The sequence below is a fragment of the Rhodococcus sp. D-46 genome (assembly GCF_011290655.1).
GTDB classification, from domain to species: domain Bacteria; phylum Actinomycetota; class Actinomycetes; order Mycobacteriales; family Mycobacteriaceae; genus Rhodococcus_F; species Rhodococcus_F qingshengii.
Window position 1 is genome coordinate 212,021 of record NZ_JAANTF010000008.1, and the last position, 19,852, is coordinate 231,872.

At 64.6% G+C, this 19,852-nt stretch carries 13 protein-coding genes; 7 read left to right on the forward strand and 6 right to left on the reverse strand.

Annotation, left to right across the window (positions count from 1 at the left end; translation table 11 throughout):
- Positions 1-61: 61 nt before the first annotated feature.
- From G9U53_RS21895 to G9U53_RS21910, 4 genes are all read right to left on the reverse strand, one after another.
- Positions 62-1,402, reverse strand: coding sequence for a S1 family peptidase (locus G9U53_RS21895; protein WP_054187118.1), 1,341 nt, complete (start codon positions 1,400-1,402; stop codon positions 62-64).
- Positions 1,403-1,511: 109 nt separating this feature from the next.
- Complete coding sequence (locus tag G9U53_RS21900; protein WP_047269499.1) at positions 1,512-2,762, reverse strand: hypothetical protein; 1,251 nt, start codon at positions 2,760-2,762, stop codon at positions 1,512-1,514.
- A 111-nt stretch (positions 2,763-2,873) separates the two neighbouring features.
- Complete coding sequence (locus G9U53_RS21905; RefSeq protein ID WP_165639195.1) at positions 2,874-5,309, reverse strand: LuxR C-terminal-related transcriptional regulator; 2,436 nt, start codon at positions 5,307-5,309, stop codon at positions 2,874-2,876.
- Between the two features lie 14 nt (positions 5,310-5,323).
- Positions 5,324-7,051: an Hsp70 family protein gene (locus tag G9U53_RS21910; protein WP_065352067.1), complete on the reverse strand. Its 1,728-nt coding sequence runs from the start codon at positions 7,049-7,051 to the stop codon at positions 5,324-5,326.
- A gap of 335 nt (positions 7,052-7,386) precedes the next feature.
- Between G9U53_RS21910 and G9U53_RS21915 the strand changes: the two genes are divergently transcribed.
- The 5 genes from G9U53_RS21915 (at position 7,387) to G9U53_RS21935 (ending at position 15,531) form a co-directional block, all read left to right on the forward strand.
- Positions 7,387-9,702: an IniB N-terminal domain-containing protein gene (locus G9U53_RS21915; RefSeq protein ID WP_165639196.1), complete on the forward strand. Its 2,316-nt coding sequence runs from the start codon at positions 7,387-7,389 to the stop codon at positions 9,700-9,702.
- 123 nt (positions 9,703-9,825) lie between these two features.
- Positions 9,826-11,694 (forward strand): dynamin family protein, encoded by a 1,869-nt coding sequence (locus tag G9U53_RS21920; protein ID WP_007726689.1) that lies wholly within the window; start codon positions 9,826-9,828, stop codon positions 11,692-11,694.
- Positions 11,691-13,175, forward strand: coding sequence for a dynamin family protein (locus G9U53_RS21925; RefSeq protein WP_042452229.1), 1,485 nt, complete (start codon positions 11,691-11,693; stop codon positions 13,173-13,175). The genes G9U53_RS21920 and G9U53_RS21925 overlap by 4 nt, the downstream gene beginning before the upstream one ends.
- Positions 13,176-13,279: 104 nt before the next feature.
- On the forward strand, positions 13,280-14,863 hold the full coding sequence (locus G9U53_RS21930) for an MFS transporter (RefSeq protein ID WP_007726692.1): 1,584 nt from the start codon (positions 13,280-13,282) through the stop codon (positions 14,861-14,863).
- 23 nt (positions 14,864-14,886) lie between these two features.
- Positions 14,887-15,531 carry an NAD(P)H-dependent oxidoreductase gene (locus G9U53_RS21935; protein WP_054827513.1) on the forward strand — a complete coding sequence of 215 codons (645 nt, stop codon included), beginning with the start codon at positions 14,887-14,889 and terminating at the stop codon, positions 15,529-15,531.
- Between the two features lie 19 nt (positions 15,532-15,550).
- Here the strand turns inward: G9U53_RS21935 and G9U53_RS21940 are convergent, their stop codons facing one another.
- Positions 15,551-16,555, reverse strand: a complete 1,005-nt coding sequence (locus G9U53_RS21940) for a TIGR03617 family F420-dependent LLM class oxidoreductase (protein WP_070162097.1) — start codon at positions 16,553-16,555, stop codon at positions 15,551-15,553.
- Positions 16,552-17,127: a hypothetical protein gene (locus tag G9U53_RS21945; RefSeq protein ID WP_039972689.1), complete on the reverse strand. Its 576-nt coding sequence runs from the start codon at positions 17,125-17,127 to the stop codon at positions 16,552-16,554. Before G9U53_RS21945 ends, G9U53_RS21940 begins: the two co-directional genes overlap by 4 nt.
- A gap of 262 nt (positions 17,128-17,389) precedes the next feature.
- Here G9U53_RS21945 and dnaK point away from each other — a divergent pair, with 262 nt between their 5' ends.
- The gene (gene dnaK, locus G9U53_RS21950; protein ID WP_003944365.1) at positions 17,390-19,243 is read left to right on the forward strand and encodes a molecular chaperone DnaK; all 1,854 of its coding nucleotides are present in this window, start codon (positions 17,390-17,392) and stop codon (positions 19,241-19,243) included.
- The gene (grpE, locus tag G9U53_RS21955; RefSeq protein WP_003944430.1) at positions 19,240-19,836 is read left to right on the forward strand and encodes a nucleotide exchange factor GrpE; all 597 of its coding nucleotides are present in this window, start codon (positions 19,240-19,242) and stop codon (positions 19,834-19,836) included. The genes dnaK and grpE overlap by 4 nt, the downstream gene beginning before the upstream one ends.
- The last annotated feature ends 16 nt before the right edge of the window (positions 19,837-19,852 follow it).

Here is a 19,852-nt window from a genome sequence, read left to right on the forward strand (position 1 = left end):
AGCACTGTGCCCGCCAATCGCGAAACGGATCGGCGGGCACAGTGCGTGAATCAGTGGTTGGTCAACCTGCAGTGCGGACGCGGATTCCGGCACCGACACCGCCACCGGAAGCGCGATCTGCCGCGTCGAGGATGTCTCCGACCGGAATACCCAGATTCGAGGTTCCACCGGAGGTCGCCAGTACCAGGTTCGCTTCGTTGCAACTGGGTGCTCCGCTGCTGTTGGAGCCGCTGGTGATGCCCAGAGCCAAGGTTCCGGAGACGATGGCGCCGCCACTGTCCCCGGCGAGGGTGCACGCGGTGCCGGCGAATCCGCGAACGGTTCGTGAATCACCGTCCGCCATGACCAGTTGAGTTTCGACGCGATCGGCTGCCACGACACCACAGGTGAAGGACGACGTCTGGCCGGACTTGCAGATGGGAGCGCCGATCACGGGACGTGCTGTTCCCGTGATCGCGAGGGTGGTCCCGTTGGCACCGCGGACGGCAGCACGGTCGAGGCCCGCGTCGATGCCGGACTGGTCGAACTTGATGACCGAGTAATCGAGATCGCCGGCGTTGTTGCCGACGGAAGACTGTGAGAATGCTCCGATCAACTGACTGTCGTCGACGTTCGCGTGATTCGGCAGGTAGACGGGCGACTTCGAACCCTCGGCCGGATTGCAGTGTCCGGCACTGATATTGAGAGCATTGTTCTGATCGTCGACGGCGTTGAACCCGAACGAGCAGACCGAGATGTTCTCGGTCGGTGTCTCGCGAATGGGGCCTGTCGACGTGATGTAGGTGTCGCCGCCGAGTGCTCCGGGATCAACCGATCCGCCACCGTCCGGGCTGAGAACGATCTTGGTGTTCTCGAGCAGGGTCGGAAGATTGAGCGCCTGCCCGACGGGGCTGTTCGCGACGTCGATGACGACCTGGTTGTTCAGGACGTCGATAGTCGCCGAATTGACTGCGCGTGAGATTTCCTTGGGCAGCCCGGCAATCCATCCGTTGACGTCGGCCAGCGTCTTCTCGAGGGTGTCGGCGGAGACGGGGGCGACGTGCGTGCGGTAACCGTCGTCGGCCGCGATGCGTGCAGCTTCGGTGGTGGTGACGGCTACGACGGGTTGACCGTCGAGTCCCATCCACGAGCCGGCGTAGTCGCCAGGGCGCTCGGACTTGAATTCCTGGGCGTATGCACCGAGTTCCTGAGCTTTGGCAGCGCGGTCCAGATACTCCTGTGGGGAGATCTTCAGATCGCGTGTGATCGCCTCGATCAGCTCAGCCGGAAGCTGATCTGCCCCGAGCTGTTCGACATGCGTGTCGGAGGCGGGCTCTGCCGATGCCGTCGTGGTGAATGGAGCTGCGAGCAGTAGTGCCGAGGCGCCGACCACAGCGGTGCGGATCGCCAACGAGTTACGCATGAAATCCCTTCAAGTCCCCGGCACCGAGCCGGTAGGTACCGCACCCACCATAGGGGAAAAGTTTCGACGAGGAATATGTGCCTGTTGTCGGCAAGTCGAGTTATTCTGTCTAACTTGGCATTCCGGGTCTCGGGGCCAATGGCATGACGGGCATGTCGGGATTCGGAACCACCGGATCGGTTGTGTCGGTCGGGTTGGACGGCTGCGTCGGCGTTGTCTGTGTATCAGTGGGGGCGGTCACGGCGGGAGTGTCCGGGGTATCCGGATCGACCGGATCCAGCGGTCCGACGACCGGCGGCAGGTTCTCGATCCGAAGGGGATCGATCTGGATGGTGATCGGCGATCCCTGTTGCGCGGGGACGTTCGCCGTAGTGGATTTCTCTGTACCGGTGCCCGGACTCACCGGAATGGGCTGGGATTCGGATGAGGTCGATTCCGCTTCGGATGCCCACGACTGCGCCGTCGGCTGCGCGCCGAGAGCGGGTACTTCCGGTGGGGGTGAGGTCGCTGATTGCGTGCCTGTCCCGGATGAACTCGTCGGGGTGGCAGCTGTGTCCGTCCCGGGGGACAGGGAAGATTGTGCGTCGAGAATCCTGGGTGCTGAAATGGTCGGAGTGTGTCCGATGATGACCGCTGCCGCGCAACCCGACACCGTCAGAAAGACTGCGGCGGCTGCTGCGGCGATGATCGGTCGGCGCTCCGACCGCCACTGGCGATTCAGCCAACCGTCGATGCTCGGTTCTTTCGTGACCGGTGCCTCCACGCCGGATTCCGGCTCCGGTTCGATCAGAACGAACGGCGGAAACTCTTCGGGGGTGTCCTCTGGCTCGGCAAAATCGGTTGGCTGGGGTTCGGGACAGGTAGAGGTGATCGAGAAGGGTGCGGCCAACGCTGCGGCTCCGCGAGCAGCACGGTCGTCGGCGTCCGGATCCGCGAGCCAAGCCGCAGAGGCTTCATCTTCTGAAATCAGTTCGACGCCGTCGAGATTCATGCTGTCGAGTGCGCCGCGCAGTACGTCGACGGAATCGCTCGACCAACCTGCGGGGATCACCGCAGAGATGTTCAGGTTCTGATCGGTGAGTGTTCGGACTTCCTTGACCAGGCAATACATTGCTGTCGCTACCAGTTCCTCCCCTCGCGTCATGTGCTCGGAGAAGTTGTCGGTATCGTCGGTGCCGACCCTGTCGAGGAACCCGCGCAACCCGGTGGACCCCGCCGCGGTTCCGCCTAGCTGCACGGTGCCGTCGGGGGCGTGGTGCAGAACCGATTCGCGTTCGAGGGTCACCAGCTCCGAGTCAGGTCTCGCGATCGCAGCAATGCTTCGTTTGTTGCCGACGGCGAGTCCGACTCCCCACTTCATAGCGATCCCCGTTTCACAGTTACCGAACTTTGCTCGGCAGGCATGTCCTGATTCCTGTGAAAGCTATCACTTAAACGGATATACGCAACCCTCTGGACAATATGCAGCTAACTACTTGTTCGGCGGTGTCATGCTGCGAAGGATGGTGAGCAGTTCCGAACGAGACTGCGCCCCGACGCGCCGCTTGATGCGTGCGACATGGTGCTCGACGGTTTTAGCGGAGATGTAGAGGCGTTCGCCGATTTCCCGATACGTCAGTCCGACGACGACGAGTTCGGCAACTTCTTGTTCGCGCTCGGTCAACACCGACGGTGGCGCCGCACTTGTGGCGGTATCGGTTGCACTTGTCTCGGCCGTCGACGTTGTGCGTAGCGAGCGCGCAACGTGGAGCAGTGCCGTGGCCGATTTGGTGTCCGGGGTGCGCAGCGCTGCTTCGCCGGCGAGGCGAGCGGCGTCCCACGGGAGTCCGATCCGACTGAGCGTTCGTGCGGCGGCTTCGACACCGTCTGCGTCGACGTTGCCTTGCATCAGTAGGAGCCACTGGCGTCCGGCGATCGCCAAACCGGCTGCGTAAGTGTGAGTTTTGGCTGATTCGGCGAGTGTATGGGCGTGTGGGAGGAGATCGGCCGGCGACTGCGAGAGGATCGACGCCTGGACGCCGTACCAATGCAGCGGCGACGACCACAGCGGCGGCTCGCCGAGCGCGCGGAGGAGTGAGCGCGCGTCGTCGACGAGATGCTCGACCTGCTCGGTCTCCTCGAGCCGTACTGCCGCAAGCCACAGTTCGCCGATGGGAAGCAGATTGAACAGATCAACGCTGCAGGACGAGAGGGTGCCTGCCGCGCCCGACCAAGCTCGACGCAGCTGGGCGAGATCGCCGGAACGCCGAGCGAGACCCACGATCAGAGCATGCAGAAACAGTGCGTCACGCTCACGGAGGGGGCCGCGGACTACCTCCTGCGGTAGGTCTTCGAGAATCGTGTCCTGCCCGCGGACCATCGCGATCCAGGCGCCGAGAAGGTGAAGTCGCGCCCACGTGTGGCTGCTTGCGTCGTCGGCGGCGATCGCGGACGTGACGACAGCGGCGGCCCGTTCATGGGCGCCGTTGTGCAGGAGTGCGAGAGCTACCAGCGCCGGGGCGGAATCAGGCTGGAATTCAGATGTGTCGGCTCCGCCGGGGAGCGAGAGTGCGCGCGACATCGTGTTGAGCGCACTCGGTGCGCTCCCGGTGACCGATTGCATCAGTCCGTTGGCCAGTGTGGTAGCGCCGACCGTCGAGCTCGACGGTGATCCGGTGTGTCCGGTGAGCGCCGCGTTCGCGTCATCGACCTTGCCGATGCCGAGGAAAGTGATTGCGGCGAAGGGGGATTCGTTTCCGGTGCGCCCTGGCCCCAGCCAGGTGTAGAGATCTGCAGCGGCGCCGAGTTGGCCGCATGCTGCGGACGAAGCTGCGCGGATTCGCACCGCCGCAGCCAATCTCGCGTCGTCGAGATCGGGTGCGGCGATGACGGAATCGGCCAGACGGCAGGCAGTGTCGAGGTCACCACTGCGAGCCGAGACCTGGGCGTACAGCAGCGTGTCGGCCACGCCGAGAGGCTCGATCGAATTCACGCGGCGAAAGAGATCTGCCGCGACCGCCGGCGTGCTCGCCTCGACGGCGTCTCGTAGTACACCCGTGAGATCGCGGTGGCGGATTCCGGAGTCGAAAAGTCTTCGTGCTGTGTCGATATCGAGGGTTCTCGTGTGTGCGCGTGATGCGACGATTCTGATCAGCTCGCTGCGGATACGCCCGGTGCTCGTCGACTCGGCGAGCACGCTCGCGACGAGTGGTGATCGCGAACCGAACAGTCCGGTCGCCAGTGCCCGGTCGAATGCAGCTGTGAGGCTGAACTTCTCCTGTCCCAGATCGAGCTCGAAGGCGTCGATGTCCGGGACGGCGAGTGAAACTTCGAGGATCTCGCGCTCGATCGGATGCAGAGCGGTGACCTGGTGGAGGATGTGTGTGCGTATGGCGTTCGGCATTTCCAGGCGGCCTGCCGAGGCGGCGGCGAAGTACGCTTCGATCGCCCCGAAGGAACCACCGGACAGATGCTCGAGCGCCACCACGGCGCGGTCGTCGAGCGGGACTCTTCGCTCGGCCGCGATCTTCCGAATATCGTTTCGGTTCAACGGGTTCAGATGCAACACGGTGCCGAAACTCGAGATGTTCGAGTAGATCGGTGCGAGTGGTGGATCGATCCGATCGGAGGCTACGACAACTCCGAGGTCGTCACGTTGGACAAGCTCTTTCAGGGCACGGATTTCATCGGAGGTCAGAGCTTGCGCGTCCGCGATCACCACAATCGCGTCGGCGGGGACGTCATGCGTGACTGCGGTGACCACGGGCTTGTCACCCGATTCGATTCGCTTCCGTACAACCCTCGTCACTTGGGGCCGAGCGCTGGCATCGGTCCCGGTGACGAATAGGCGCAGTGGCGATGCAGTCAGGTCGACGTCGCGCAAAAGTCCTGCGATGAACGACGATTCGGTGCAGTTGTCACGGTTCATCGAAAGACCGCCGGTCAGCGGATCGGTGCGGTGACGCCGCCGACGACACCACCGACCACGTTTCCGACACCACCGACGACGTTACCGAGACCTCCGACCACGCCGCCGACTCCGTTGCCGACACCGTCGACCAGACCGCCGACTCCGTTTCCGATGCCGGTCGCAGCGTCACCGACACCGGTCCCGACGCCGGCTCCAGGCGCGGGTGCGGGTGCTGGTGCCGGGGCGGGAGCAGGTGCGGGCGCCGGGGCGCCGGGTGCGGCAGGTGCAGGCGCCGACGGAGCGGTCTCGCCCGGTGCGGGCGAGGATCCCGCCGGTGCGCCGGCAACCGGAACTGCCCCCGGCGCCGTCGTAGAGCCGCCTGCGGCAGCAGGAGAACCGGGCTGATTGCTTCGAGTGCCGTTGTTCGCAGTCGTGGATCCGGTGCCTGCCGCTTCCGCTGCCGTGGTGCTGCCGGGAGTAGAGCCCGCGGTGGTCGATGCGGTCGAGGAGGTGGACTCGCTGGTGGTGTTCGCCGAACTGGACGGAACGTTGATCTTGTCCATGGCAGTTCCGATTCCGAGCCCGCCTGCGGCGAGCACGATGAATGCTCCCACCACTGCAGCAACTACGCCGACCCTCGACGAGCGTCGAGTCGCCGTGTTCTCTTCTTCGGTCGGCTCGGCAAGCAACGGAGTGGAGAAGGCGGGAACCGGTGCGGGCTTGCGAGACGGCTCGGCGGGAATCACTGCAGTGGCAGCGGCCGGCACTTGCGAGTCTCTGGCGTCGAGTGCGAGGGCCGCGGCGCCGGACGCCGCGCACGACGCTGGATCGGCGTCGGCGATCACCGGGACACGAAGCTCCGCGGACAGTAGTTCGGCGACAAGGGGAATGGACGAGCTTCCGCCGGCCAGGACAACCTGATTGACGTCACTGGACTCGACGCCGGCAGATCGCAGGCTTTCGCGAACCAATGCCACCGATTCGGTGAGGGCGGGCCGGATCAGATCTTCGAGTTCGGAACGAACGAGTCGAACGTCGCTGACGGCACCGGGAAGCGCCACGCGGGCAACGGTTTCCGTCTCGGTGGAAAGTTCCTCCTTGGCTGCGCGGGCATGCTCGCGCAGAGTTTCCAGCGCTGCAATCGTCTCGGGTGCAAAGGGATCAAGGGTTGCGAACTGGTCGGAAACCGCATCGAGCAGGTGAACGGTGACGAGGTGATCGAATTCGTCGCCGCCGATGTCCTCGCTGCGCAGCGGCTTACCGAAGATCTCGCTTCGTCCGTCGGTCGTGGACATCATCGTGACGTCGAGCGAGCGAGCACCGAGGTCGTAGACGACGGTCAGACCGTCGCTGACGACAGTTCCGGAAGCGGCGAGCCACGCCATGACGGCTGCGGGTTCGGCGACGAGAGTCGCCCCGTGAATTCCGACGTGGTCCAGAGCGGACTCCATGGTGCGTGCCGTGTGGCGGTTCCACCCCACCGGGTGAGCCAGGACGACAGTTGGCCCTTCGTTACCGCCTGCCTGGTCTACCAGTGCGCCGACCGCTGTCGCCGCGAGAGCCTCGCCGCGGTACTCGGTACCGTCGGCCGCAAGTATCGGAATCGGGTCTCCGACGCGCTCGACAAATCCGGTGATGACGGATCCGTCGTCCAATTGCAGCGCACTGGGTAAGCGGACCTGTTGCGTTTCACCGGTCGAGCCGTCGGTGACAGCTACGAGAGTGGCCGAACCGATGCTGATGCCGAGCCCTGCCGCCATGAACGAACTCCCCTGGTCGTGGGCGACAGAAGGACTGTCGCGGTTGTCTGCGATGTCGGTTTCAGGACCTAGATCGTTACCGGATCGGAGGCGTCGCGACGAAGTAGGGGACCGATCCCCTAATCGGGGCAAATCCCCTATTCCGACCGGGCGTAGCCCAATGGGGGGCTTCCCCACCTGTCCCTGGAGAAGAGGGGGGTGCTCCCCGTTGGCCCCAGTCGCAAAAGTTCTTAGCGTTGATTCCACTCGCTACCTCTGGCAGCGCACCAGTTTCCGGACCACCGGCAACTACCCACCGGCAACAACCCGGTCAACGAACTTCAGGAGAACCCGCCATGGCAACGAACGCCGTACTCGAATTCATCCTCGGGCTACTTCGTGACGACGAGGCAGCTGCCAACTACTGCGCCAACCCGACCGCGGCACTCGATGCTGCCGGTCTGTGCGACGTCAGCCCCGCCGACATCGTCGCGGTCGCTCCGCTGGTGGCCGAGTCCGGACTCTTTGCCGGTGGTGGCGCCGACCTGTCCGCGATCGTCAACGCCGGTGCGTCCGCTGCCGGTGCAATCGGCGGTGGTCTCGGACTCGGCGGTGGTCTCGGTGGTGGACTCACCGGTGGTCTCGGTGGTGGCCTCGGCGGCAGCCTGGGTCTCGGCGCCGGTGCAGGAATCGGAGTCGGAGGCGCCCTCGGCGGCCAGTTCGACCTGGTCGGCGACTTCGCAGCAGCCCTCAGCGCTGCGCTTGCCATCGGTGGCGAGATCAGTGCCGAACTCGGCGCAGCCTTCGGCGCTGTGATCGAAGCCGGTCTCGGTTTGGGCGGCGCACTCGATCTCGAAGGAGCTCTCGATCTGGGCGCACAGCTCAGCGCGGCTCTGGGCGGCGCCCTCGGTGTGACCGGCGGCCTGACTGCGGAGCTGGGAGCAGCCCTCGACGCCGCGATCGGCGCAGTCGGCGGACTCGACCTGACGGCAGGGCTCAGCGGAGCTCTCGCACCCGTATTCGCCATCGGTGGTGACCTCGGAGCCGATCTCGGCCTGGCTCTCGGTGGACTCCTCGGCGGCGCAGCAGACCTCAGCGGTCTCCTTGACATCGGCGGCGAACTGGGCACGAGCCTGACCGGCGCACTGGAATCCGCTCTTGCACTCGGCGGCGGCCTGGATCTTGCCGGCGCTCTGACAGGCGACCTCAGCACGGCATTGTCCGGCGCGCTCTCGGGCGTCCTGGGAGCCGGCGGCACGATCGGCGCCGATCTGGGTGCATCGCTCGGCGGCGTCCTCGGCGCGATCACGGATGTCAGCGTTCTCACCGATATCGCGGGCGGCCTCGATCTCGGTGCTGCCCTGAGTGGCGCCCTCGGCGGAGCACTCGGCGTCGGCGGCGGTCTGGAAACTGCATTGGGCGGCGCACTCGACGCAGCACTGGGTCTCGGCGGCGGACTCGACCTCGACGCCGTACTCGGCGGCGGAGCAGACCTCGGCGCGCAGCTCAGCGCGGCACTCTCCGGCGCCCTCGGTGCCGGGGGAACGGTCGGAGCCGACCTGGGTGGCGCACTCGGTGGACTGCTCGGGGGAGCACTCGACCTCGAAGGCGGTCTCGGCGCAGACCTCGCGGCAGCTCTGGCCGGAGGCGCGAATCTGTCGACGGCCCTCGAGGGTGTTCTCGGTTCGGCACTCGGCGTCGATGCCGGGCTCGCGGGCGGTCTCGGCGGCGCTCTCGACGCAGCGCTGGGCGCAGGCGGACTTACCGGAATCGACCTCGGTGGTGCACTCGGTCTGGGCGGTGAAGCAGGCTTGGCAGCCGGTGTCGCTGCGGCTCTCGACACCGCCCTCGCAGGTGCAGGCGGCTTGGGTGCTGTCGGTTCCGTGGGCACGGACCTGACCGGCGCGCTGGACGGTGCGCTGGGCGCGGGCCTCGGGCTGGGGGGCTCTCTCGACAGCGTTCTCGGTGCCGAAGGTGCACTCGGTGGAGCGCTGGACACGGCACTGAACCTCGGCGGAATCGACACCGGTTCGATCGGTGCCGACTTGCCCTCCGTCGACCTCGGCGCTGTGAACCTCGGCCCGATCTCCGCTGAACTGCCTTCCGTCGACCTCGGAAGCATCGCGGCAGAAGGCCTGAACCTCGGCGGTGTGACCGGCGACCTCGGAGCAACTGTGGGCGGCGCGCTGGACGCAACAGCAGGTCTCGACGCAACAGCAGGTCTCGACGCGGCCACGAACGCTGCGGCTGGTTTGGGTGGGTCGCTCGGCGGCGCACTGAACGGCGTCACCGATCTCGGTGGATCGCTCGGCGGGGCTGTCGGAGCAGTCACCGACGTGACGGGTTCGATCGGTGCCGACGCAGCCGCAGCTGCCGGTGGCACAGTCGACGGCGGCGGTACCGTTGGCGGCGGCGGTACCGTTGGCGGCGGCGGAGTCGCTGACCTGGGCGGATCCCTCGGTGGAGCAGTGAGCGGAGTGTCGGACCTGACGAGTTCGTTGACCGGTGCGCTGAACCCGTGGTCGTCGATCGATGCGACCGATGCTTTCGGTTCGGGTTCCACTTCGGGTCTGAGCGCCGATACCGAACACTCGCTCTTCGCCGAGGATTCGGTTGCAGCGCCGGTCGATCACATCGACCCGGTTGCGGTTGTCGATCACCTGCATCCCTGATCTGCTGACGCAGGAACTGAAATCGGTCAAAATGACCTGATGTAACAAATCCGGCCCTGCGTGCGCTATGCGTTCGCAGGGCCGGATATTCGAGTCGGGAAGAATTGCGGGTCAACGTAGCTCATGAGTGATTCAGCGAGTCAGGTAAGCAGCCGGAAGGCGCGCGTCGCGTCGTCGACGGCGTCGTTGCTCGAACGAACAGCCGTCGTGGCGAAGGATTTCGGGCGCACGGATCTGGTGCGCCGACTCGAGAACGCTCAGGTGAGAGTCAACGACCCGCGTATTCGCATCGTGGTGGTCGGACCCCTCAAGCAGGGCAAGAGCCAGTTCGTCAATTCTCTGCTCGGCATCGACGTGTGCTCGGTCGGTGACGACGAGACCACGGCCGTGGCGACGGTAGTCCAGTACGCGGAGACCGCGGTCGCCGAACTGATTCTCGCCGATCCGGGTGCGGCGCCCATTCGGGTGCCCCTCCCGCTCGAGGAACTGATGGGGATCACCCCGGCCACGCCTCGCGCCGAAGGGCGTGAGGTTCTGCGTGTGGAAGTGGGTGTTCCCAGTCCGCTGTTGGCCGACGGTTTGGTTCTGATCGACACCCCTGGTGTCGGCGGTCATGGAAATCCTCATGCTGCAGGAACATTGGGATTGATCACTGCGGCCGATGCAGTGTTGGTTCTGTCGGACTCCAGCCAGGAGTTCACCGAACCGGAGCTGGGATTCATCCGCCAGGTCGTCAATCTGTGTCCTGCGGTAGCCGGGCTGATCAGCAAGACCGATCTGTACCCGCATTGGCGGCAGATCCTCGACGCCGATCGCGGACATCTCCAGCGTGCCGGGTTGGATCTGCCGCTCATTCCGATCTCCTCGGTACTGCGCTCGCACGCGCTGAGGCTGGGGGACAAGGAACTCGAAGCGGAATCCGGATTTTTGGACCTCTATCAGTTCTTGCGGGACAACGTCGTTGCGCGTGCCGAATCGAATACTCGACGCGCAGTTGCGATGGATGTGCGTTCTGCGGCAGCGCATCTGACGTTGGAGATGGGCAGTGAGCTTGCGGCGCTGAAGGATCCGTCGACCGCTCAGGCAGCGGTCGCGGGACTGCAGCGTGCCCGGGCAGCGGCCGAGGAACTGCACAAGAAGACCTCACTGTGGCAGCAGAGCCTCGGTGACGGCATCGCAGACCTCGCCGCCGACATCGATCACGACCTCCGGGACCGGTTGCGCCGGGTGACCCGCCAGGCCGAGGAGACGGTCGACGAAGGCGATCCCGGTAAGGACTGGGACGTCGTGGGGGAGTGGCTCGAACAGGAGATCGCCACCGCGATCGGTGACAACTTCGTGTGGGCGCATGATCGCGCACAGTGGCTGGCAGAAGTTGTGGCGCAGCACTTTGCGGAGACCGGTGACGTCGCGCTCCCGCATCTCGACGTCGCCGACACCGACGGTTTCCTGGAACCGGTCGGTGCATTGGCGGACCTCGAATCCGGCCGAATCGGCATCACTCAGAAAGTCCTGGTCGGCATGCGCGGCTCGTACGGCGGCGTGCTCATGTTCGGCTTGATCACCACGATGATGGGCATGGCTCTGGTCAACCCGATCTCCATCGGCGCCGGGGTTCTGCTGGGCACCAAGGCTTATCGTGAAGACAAGCAGGCTCAGGTGCTCAAGCGTCGCGCTGAGGCGAAAGCGGCTATCCGACGGTTTGCCGACGACGTCAGCTTCCAGGTGGGCAAGGAGTCGAAGGATCGCCTACGCCTGGTGCAGCGGCTGTTGCGTGATCACTTCACCGACATCGCCGAGCAGGCGTTGCGCTCGATCAACGAATCCCTCCGCGCCACTCAGGAAGCCGCGCAGTTGGAGTCGAGTGAACATGCCGCTCGGATCAAGCGTCTGGAGACCGACATGCGCGTCGTCGCGGAGCTCGACGCCGTTGCCGGAACGCTGATCGGCGAAACTCCCGCTCCTGCCTCGGCAAAGGTGACCAACGCATGAATGCCACGACCACCGTGACCGCAGTGGAGTCGGCACACGCCCTGATCGACCACGCCAGACGTGCCTACGCCGATCAGCCGCAGACGCGCGCCCAGTTGGAAGAATGTGCGGCCAGGCTCGACGAGCCACTCCGGGTGGCGCTCGCCGGCTCCCTCAAAGCGGGTAAGTCGACGCTGCTCAATTCGCTTGTCGGACAGGATATAGCGCCTACCGACGCGACGGAATGCACACGCGTCGTCACCTGGTATCGGAACGGGACGACGCCGCAGGTGACCGCGACGGCCGAGAACGGTGCCGAGTTCAACGTGCCGGTGACGCGCCGCGACGGCAGGCTCACGTTCGATCTGGGCGAGTACACCGCAGACTCGGTGGACCGCATCGACGTCGACTGGCCGTCTTCGGCATTGGCTCGTACGACGATCATCGACACACCGGGCACTTCGTCGCTCTCGACCGAGGTCTCGGCCCGCACCTGGGACATGCTCGTTCCCGACGGTGAGGCACCGGGCGCGGATGCAGTGGTCTACCTCTTGCGGGCTCTCAACGCCAGTGACATGCAGTTCCTCGGGAAGATCGCGGATCACGTGGGCGGAGAATCCGGGCCACTCGGAGTGATCGGAGTTCTCTCGCGTGCCGATGAGGTCGGCGCAGGCAGGCTCGACGCGTTGTCTTCGGCGAAGGACGTCGCGGCGCGATTCGCCGAGGAGTTGGAGCGAACCGGCCTGTGCCAGTCGGTGGTTCCGGTGGCAGGTCTACTCGCGCTCGCTGCTCGGACGATGAGGCAGAGCGAGTTCGCGGCCTTCTCGGCGCTCGCGCAGGTTCCGGCCGAGGATCTGAGCCTTGCACTGCTCTCCGCGGATCGCTTTGCCAGGCAGGACAGTCCGCTGCCGGTCGATGCGGCGATGCGGGCGCAATTGGCCGATCGGTTCGGGCTCTTCGGAATTCGCCTCGCCGTGACGTCGATCAAGTTGGGGGCGACCGATTCACCGTCCCTGGCGGCCGAATTGTTGGAGCGCAGCGGCCTGGACGAACTGCGTCAGGTGATCGACGTTCAATTCGGGCAGCGGGCAGATCAGCTCAAATCGCACACGGCGTTGGTGACGCTGGGAAGAATCCTCGAAGCCGATCCGAGCGAGGAAGGCGATCAGATCGCGGCGGAGGCGCAACGGTTGCTTGCCGATGTTCACGGCTTTCACGAACTTCGCCTGCTCGGGCGTCTTCGTTCGGTACACACGGATCTGCCACCCGACGACCTGGCACAACTGCAAAGACTGATCGGCGGCTACGGAATCCGGGCAAGTGACCGGTTGGGCTGCGAACCGGAAGAATCGCCGGAGGTGCAGCGTGCGCGGGCCACGGCGGCTGTCCGCAGATGGCGCGAGTTGTCCAGACATCCGCTCTTCGACAGGTTCACCTCGCGCGCCTGCCTGGTCGCCGCCCGCAGCGCCGAGGGCGTCCTGGCTGAAATTGTGCCCGAATAGGGACCCGTTCACTATGCGAGCGCCGGACGAGGGTTCTATCTTGAGTTCGGGATGATCCGGACATAACTCCCAGGTTCGGGTCCCACCTCGATGGGAGCACGCGCATGGCGAGTGACATCAAGTCCGCTTCACCGGATCGAGCCACCCTCGTCCTGGGGACGCTCATCCTGGTCGCTGCGGTCGCGAACCTCAATCTCTCGGTCGCGAATGTCGCTTTGCCCGATATCGGGCGGGCTTTCGACGCCAGTCAGACGCAACTGAACCTGATCGCGGTCGGCTACTCGCTGGGCCTGGCCGGAACGGTGCTCTACCTGGGGGCCTTGGGAGACCGATACGGCCGCAAGATGTTGCTGGTCACCGGCATGGCGCTGTCCATTCCGGCGTCGATCGTGGCGGGATTCGCCGGGAACTTCGAAGTGCTGTTCCTCGCTCGGATAGTCGGAGGCGTCTCGGCAGGTCTGGCGTTCCCGACCACGCTGGCAATCATCACGGCGTTGTGGGCCGGACCGGCACGAACCAAGGCGATTGCCATGTGGTCGGCAATCGGTGGCGCGATTTCAGCACTCGGTCCGATCGTCTCGGGGGCGCTGCTCGAGCAGTTTCACTGGGGTTCGGTCTTCTTCGTCACCCTTCCCTTGGCCCTTGTGGCACTGATCTGTTCCCTGGTGTTGGTTCCCGCTCACGTCAACGAGACGACCGAGCGAGTCGATCACCTCGGCGGCATAGTGTCGATCGTCTTCATCGGGGCGCTGGTGTTGTCCATCAACTTTGCGCCGGTGAAGGGTTCGGGCACGTTGGCTCTGGTGCTCGGGGCGATAGCAGTTGTCGCGGGTATCGGGTTCTTCCTGCAACAGCGACGCGCGGCCAATCCGCTGTTCGATCTTCACGTAGCTGCGCGCCCGACCTTCTGGGTCGCGGCGGTGGGTGGGTTGGTCGTGTTCGGTTCGCTCATGGGCGCGATGTTCATCGGCCAGCAGTTCCTGCAGAACGTCCTCGGGTACTCGACGCTGGCAGCCGGTGCGGCGATCATTCCGGCTGCGCTGGCGATGGTGATCGTTGCGCCGCGCTCGGCGACCATGATCGAAAGGTACGGCGCCCGCGTCACGCTGCTCGCCGGCTACCTGTTCGTGGTTCTCGGGTTGTTCGTCGCGCTGTTCCTGTGGAACGAAAGCACACAGTATTGGCAGGTCGCGCTGGCCTATGCGCTTGTCGGCATCGGCGTCGGTCTGGCCGGCACACCGGCATCGCGTTCGCTGACCGGATCCGTTCCCGTGCACCGCGCTGGTATGGCGTCGGGAACCTCGGACCTGCAACGCGACCTGGGCGGCGCCATCATGCAGTCGATTCTCGGCGGAATACTCACGGCCGGGTACGCAAAATCGTTGGGAAATGCGATCTCGTCCTCGCCGAACGCATCCGAAGTGACTCCCGAAACTCAGGCCGCGCTCACCAAATCCTTCTCCAGCGCCGAAGTTCTCGCGGAACGCTACCCGCAATACGCGGACCAAATCATGACCGCCGCCAAAAACGCCTTCCTGGACGGGGATACAAACGCCTACATCGCGGCGATCATCATCGTGTGTGCCGGTGCCGCGGTGGTGACGTTCTTCTATCCGCGTCGCGAGCGCGAACGAGTCCTGCTGGCGCAGTACGCGGCGGAATCCGATCTAGCCGCGGAGAAGAGTTGAGCGCGCTCTGGTAGTGATGAGGGATGCCACAGCTACTTCTCATCGATTCGTCCGCCGAACTCCACCACTCGACCTCACGTGATCTGACCGCACTGTTCGCTCAGCAGTGGTCGAAGAACAGTCCGGATCACACGACGGTGACGTTGGACCTGCACCGGGATCCCTTGCCGCACCTCGCGGACGCGGCCCTGCACTATGCACCACGCTTGCGAGTCGAGGGCGAGATTCCGGATCCCGCCGCGGAAGCACTCCAGGCTCGGGTCATCGAGCAACTTACCGCTGCAGACGTCGTCGTGATCGGTGCGCCGATGTACAACTGGTCGATCCCGTCCACGTTGAAGGCGTGGATCGACTACGTACACGTCCTGGGGACTACGGTCCCTTTCGACACGCGTACTCAGCCTCTGGCAGGTAAGCCGGTGGTGATCGTCTCCAGCCGCGGAAACACCTATGCGCCGGGCTCGGGAAACGAGGCCAACGATCACACCGTCCCGCCACTCGTTCAGGTGCTCGGGGTGTCGATGGGAATGGATGTCTCCGTCATCACCGCGGAACTGACTTTGGCGCAACGTATTCCGGCGATGGCACCTCTGGTCGAGCAGGGTGACGCGAGCCTGCGTGCTGCCCGTGAGTCGTTGACCGAGCTGGCCCGTACCTTGGGAGCCTGATCAAGAAGTTCGACCGGGTTCAGGTGAGAGACGAGATCATCGACGCCACGTCTGACGGTTCTACGTCGTAACCGGGGAAATAGCAGCACACTTCGTCGGCATGTTCGCCGAACCGCCGCCGAATCTCGGTGGCGCACTCTTCGGGAGTGCCGACGACGGCGAGTGTGGTCAGCATCGGATCGGTGATCAGCGACGCCATCTCGGTGTAGCCACCTCGCTTCGACAGGGCATTGAGTTCCGGTTGGACCTCGCCCCACCCTTCGACGTCGAGCACCGGACGGTATGCGGGCGTCGAACCGTAGAACGAGAGCAGGGCTCGGACGCCTCTGGCGGCCGCGGCAAGTTGATCCTCGCCGCGGCCGACGCCGACGATGACCTGCGGGATGATCGTGAATTCGTCTCGGGTGCGGCCGGATTCGCGAAGACCGGCATCGACGGCCGGAAGTGTTCGTTCGAGGAAATGTCGTTGCGTGTGGAACGGCATGACCAGTAGTCCGTCGGCCACCTCGGCAGCCGTCCTGGTCATCACCGGTCCGAGCGCACCCATCAGGATGGGCGGCGGCCCATAGGGGTTGGGGCCGGGATCGAACGTCGGAGGCATCAACGTGTGGGTGAAGAACTCGCCGCGGAAGTTCAGCGTCGAGGTGTTCTCCCACGCAGTGAAGATCGCCTTGACCGCTGCGACCGTCTCCTTCATGCGGGCCGCCGGACGCGACCATGTTGCGCTGTAGCGTTTTTCGATGTGCGGTTTGATCTGCGATCCGAGACCCAGTCGAAAGTGGCCGCGACTGAGCAACTGCAGGTCGTTGGCCGAATGCGCCAGATGCATGGGACTGCGGGGGAATGCGATGGCGACGTTGGTCATCAGGTCGAGGTCGACGGCCGATGCTGCTTCGACGAGCGGGAAGAACACGTCGTGTGGTCCCTCGAACGTGAACAGGCCACCGGCGCCGGTCTCCGCGAGTTCACGGCTACGAGCAGCGCCCGCGCCCGGCGCGGAGTCCAGTTGTACGTGAACCTTCATCGGCGTCCCCGCAGCCAGGTGCTGACACCGGGAGCGAACGGAGCGATCGCCGCCACCGCGACCAGGGCGCAGTAGAGAATCGGGCCCCATCTCAGAACTCCGGCGCCGATGTCTGCTGCGCCGTCGACCAGAGACATGAAGCCGAGTCCGGCCGCGATGCTCACGACTCCCACGATCGCCGTCATCACCCGCCCGGCGTTCTTGCGTGCGCGGAGGAGTTGAAGGCTCATGAGTGCGAGCAGGACCAGGACGAGAGCGCCGCCGCCGCTGCCGGCGAGTACGACGGTCACGGCATCGGAGATGTCGGTGGACGAGTATCCGGGATTGTCGCGCGCAGTCGATTCTTCGAGAGCCGACCGGACGTCGTCGAGGCTGGTGACTACCACTCCGGCGATTCCGGCCAGGACGACGAACGAGCCGATCCAGGCAGAGGTAGACAATGTCACGGCTTTGGGTGTCTCGTCGCTCGCTGCAGGTCGGAGCGGCCGAACCGAGACGTCGGGTCGCTCGGGTGCCGGGCGTGGAGGTGACGGGCGAGGAGGTCGCGCGGGAGAATTGTCGGGATCGGTCACCGGCCGATCGTAGCCATTCGGAGAGATACGGAAGTGATGTGGCGCACTTTTCCGGCTTTTCGGGGAAGGCGGGAACAAATCTACGTGGGCTGTAGTTGACCATTTCGACAAGCTTGAGCGCCCTCGGCTCAACTTCAAGTTGACTCCCGGCCACGGTCGGAGGCAAACTTGAGCGGAGGACGCTCACCAAGCGAAAAACTCGCGGTCATGTTCGAGATCAACCACTCGGGCAGAGAACCGCAGAACGAAAGGTAGGAACACTATGGCTCGTGCAGTCGGTATCGATCTCGGTACGACCAACTCGGTAGTTGCAGTGCTGGAGGGCGGCGAGCCCGTAGTGGTCGCCAACGCCGAAGGCTCACGTACCACCCCCTCGGTGGTCGCATTTGCCAAGAACGGCGAGGTTCTCGTCGGTCAGCCCGCGAAGAACCAGGCAGTCACGAACGTCGACCGCACCCTCCGCTCCGTCAAGCGCCACATCGGCACTGACTGGAACGTGGAAATCGACGGCAAGAAGTACACGCCGCAGGAAATCAGCGCCCGCACGCTCATGAAGCTCAAGCGTGACGCGGAGGCTTACCTCGGCGAAGACATCACCGACGCCGTCATCACCGTCCCCGCGTACTTCGAGGACGCACAGCGTCAGGCAACCAAGGAAGCCGGCCAGATCGCCGGCCTCAATGTCCTTCGTATCGTCAACGAGCCCACCGCGGCTGCACTGGCATACGGACTCGACAAGGGTGACACCGAGCAGACCATTCTGGTCTTCGACCTCGGTGGCGGCACCTTCGACGTCTCCCTGCTCGAAATCGGCGACGGTGTCGTCGAGGTTCGCGCAACCTCCGGTGACAACCACCTCGGTGGCGACGACTGGGACGAGCGCGTCGTCGCTTGGCTGGTCGACAAGTTCAAGGCTCAGAACGGCATCGATCTGACCAAGGACAAGATGGCCCTGCAGCGTCTGCGTGAGGCTGCGGAGAAGGCGAAGATCGAGCTCTCCAGCTCGCAGAGCACCTCCATCAACCTCCCGTACATCACGGTCGACGCGGACAAGAACCCGCTCTTCCTGGACGAGCAGCTCACCCGCAGCGAGTTCCAGAAGATCACCTCGGACCTGCTCGATCGCACTCGTGCGCCGTTCCAGGCAGTGATCAAGGACAGTGGAATCGCCGTCAAGGACATCGACCATGTCGTGCTCGTCGGTGGCTCCACCCGTATGCCGGCCGTCTCCGATCTGGTTCGTGAACTGACCGGTGGCCGTGAGCCCAACAAGGGCGTCAACCCGGACGAGGTCGTCGCCGTCGGCGCCGCACTCCAGGCCGGTGTGCTCAAGGGTGAGGTCAAGGACGTTCTGCTCCTCGACGTCACGCCGCTTTCCCTCGGCATCGAAACCAAGGGTGGCGTGATGACCAAGCTCATCGAGCGCAACACCACGATCCCCACGAAGCGTTCCGAGACCTTCACCACCGCTGACGACAACCAGCCTTCGGTGCAGATCCAGGTCTTCCAGGGTGAGCGCGAAATCGCTTCGCACAACAAGCTGCTCGGCTCCTTCGAGCTCACCGATCTGCCGCCCGCCCCGCGTGGCGTTCCGCAGATCGAGGTCACCTTCGACATCGACGCCAACGGCATCGTGCACGTGACGGCGAAGGACAAGGGCACCGGCAAGGAAAACACGATCAAGATCCAGGACGGCTCCGGTCTGTCCAAGGAAGAGATCGAGCGCATGGTCAAGGACGCCGAGGCTCACGCCGAGGAAGACAAGGCCCGTCGCGAAGAGGCAGAGGTTCGCAACCAGGCCGAGTCGCTGGTCCACCAGACGGAGAAGTTCGTCAAGGAGCAGCGTGAAGGTGAGAACGCGGGCAAGGTCTCCGAGGAGATCCTGACCAAGGTCGAGGCAGCGGTCAAGGACGTCAACGACGCCCTGGCAGGCACCGACATCGCTGCAGTGAAGACCGCAGTGGAGAAGCTGGGCACCGAGTCGCAGGCTCTGGGCCAGGCCATCTACGAGGCTTCCGCTGCAAACGAGGCCGGAAACACCGACGGCGCAGGCAATGACGACGACGTCGTCGACGCCGAGGTTGTCGACGAGCCCACCGACTCGGACAAGAAGTGACCTCGGACAACCCCGAGAACAACCCGGTCGACCCCGAGACCGGTGCACAGGGAGAGGCGGCGGGGGAATCCCTGCCGCCGCTCGACTCGGAAGACACAGGGGTAGTTCAGGAAGCAGAGTCGATCGTGGAGGAAGCATCCGCCACCGATCAGCTCGCCGAACGGACTGCGGATCTGCAGCGACTTCAGGCGGAGTTCACCAACTACCGTCGTCGCGTCGAGCGTGACAAGCAGGTCATCAAGGAAACCGCGCGGGCTTCGGTCATCACCGAGCTCATCGGAATTCTCGACGACCTGGATCGCGCTCGGGCACACGGTGACCTCGAATCGGGTCCACTGCGTGCACTCGCAGACAAACTCAACACGACCCTGACGGGTCTGGGTTTGACCGACTTCGGCAGCGAGGGTGACGATTTCGATCCCGCACTCCACGAAGCGGTGCAACATGAAGGCGAAGGCCACGACCCCGTACTCGGGACGGTCATGCGCAAGGGATACAAGCTCGGCGACCGGGTCCTTCGGACCGCAATGGTGGCCGTGACGGACCGGGTAGGCGACAAGCCTGCAGACGGTTCAGAACAAGAAGCGAAGTAAGAGTGAGAGGAGGAGA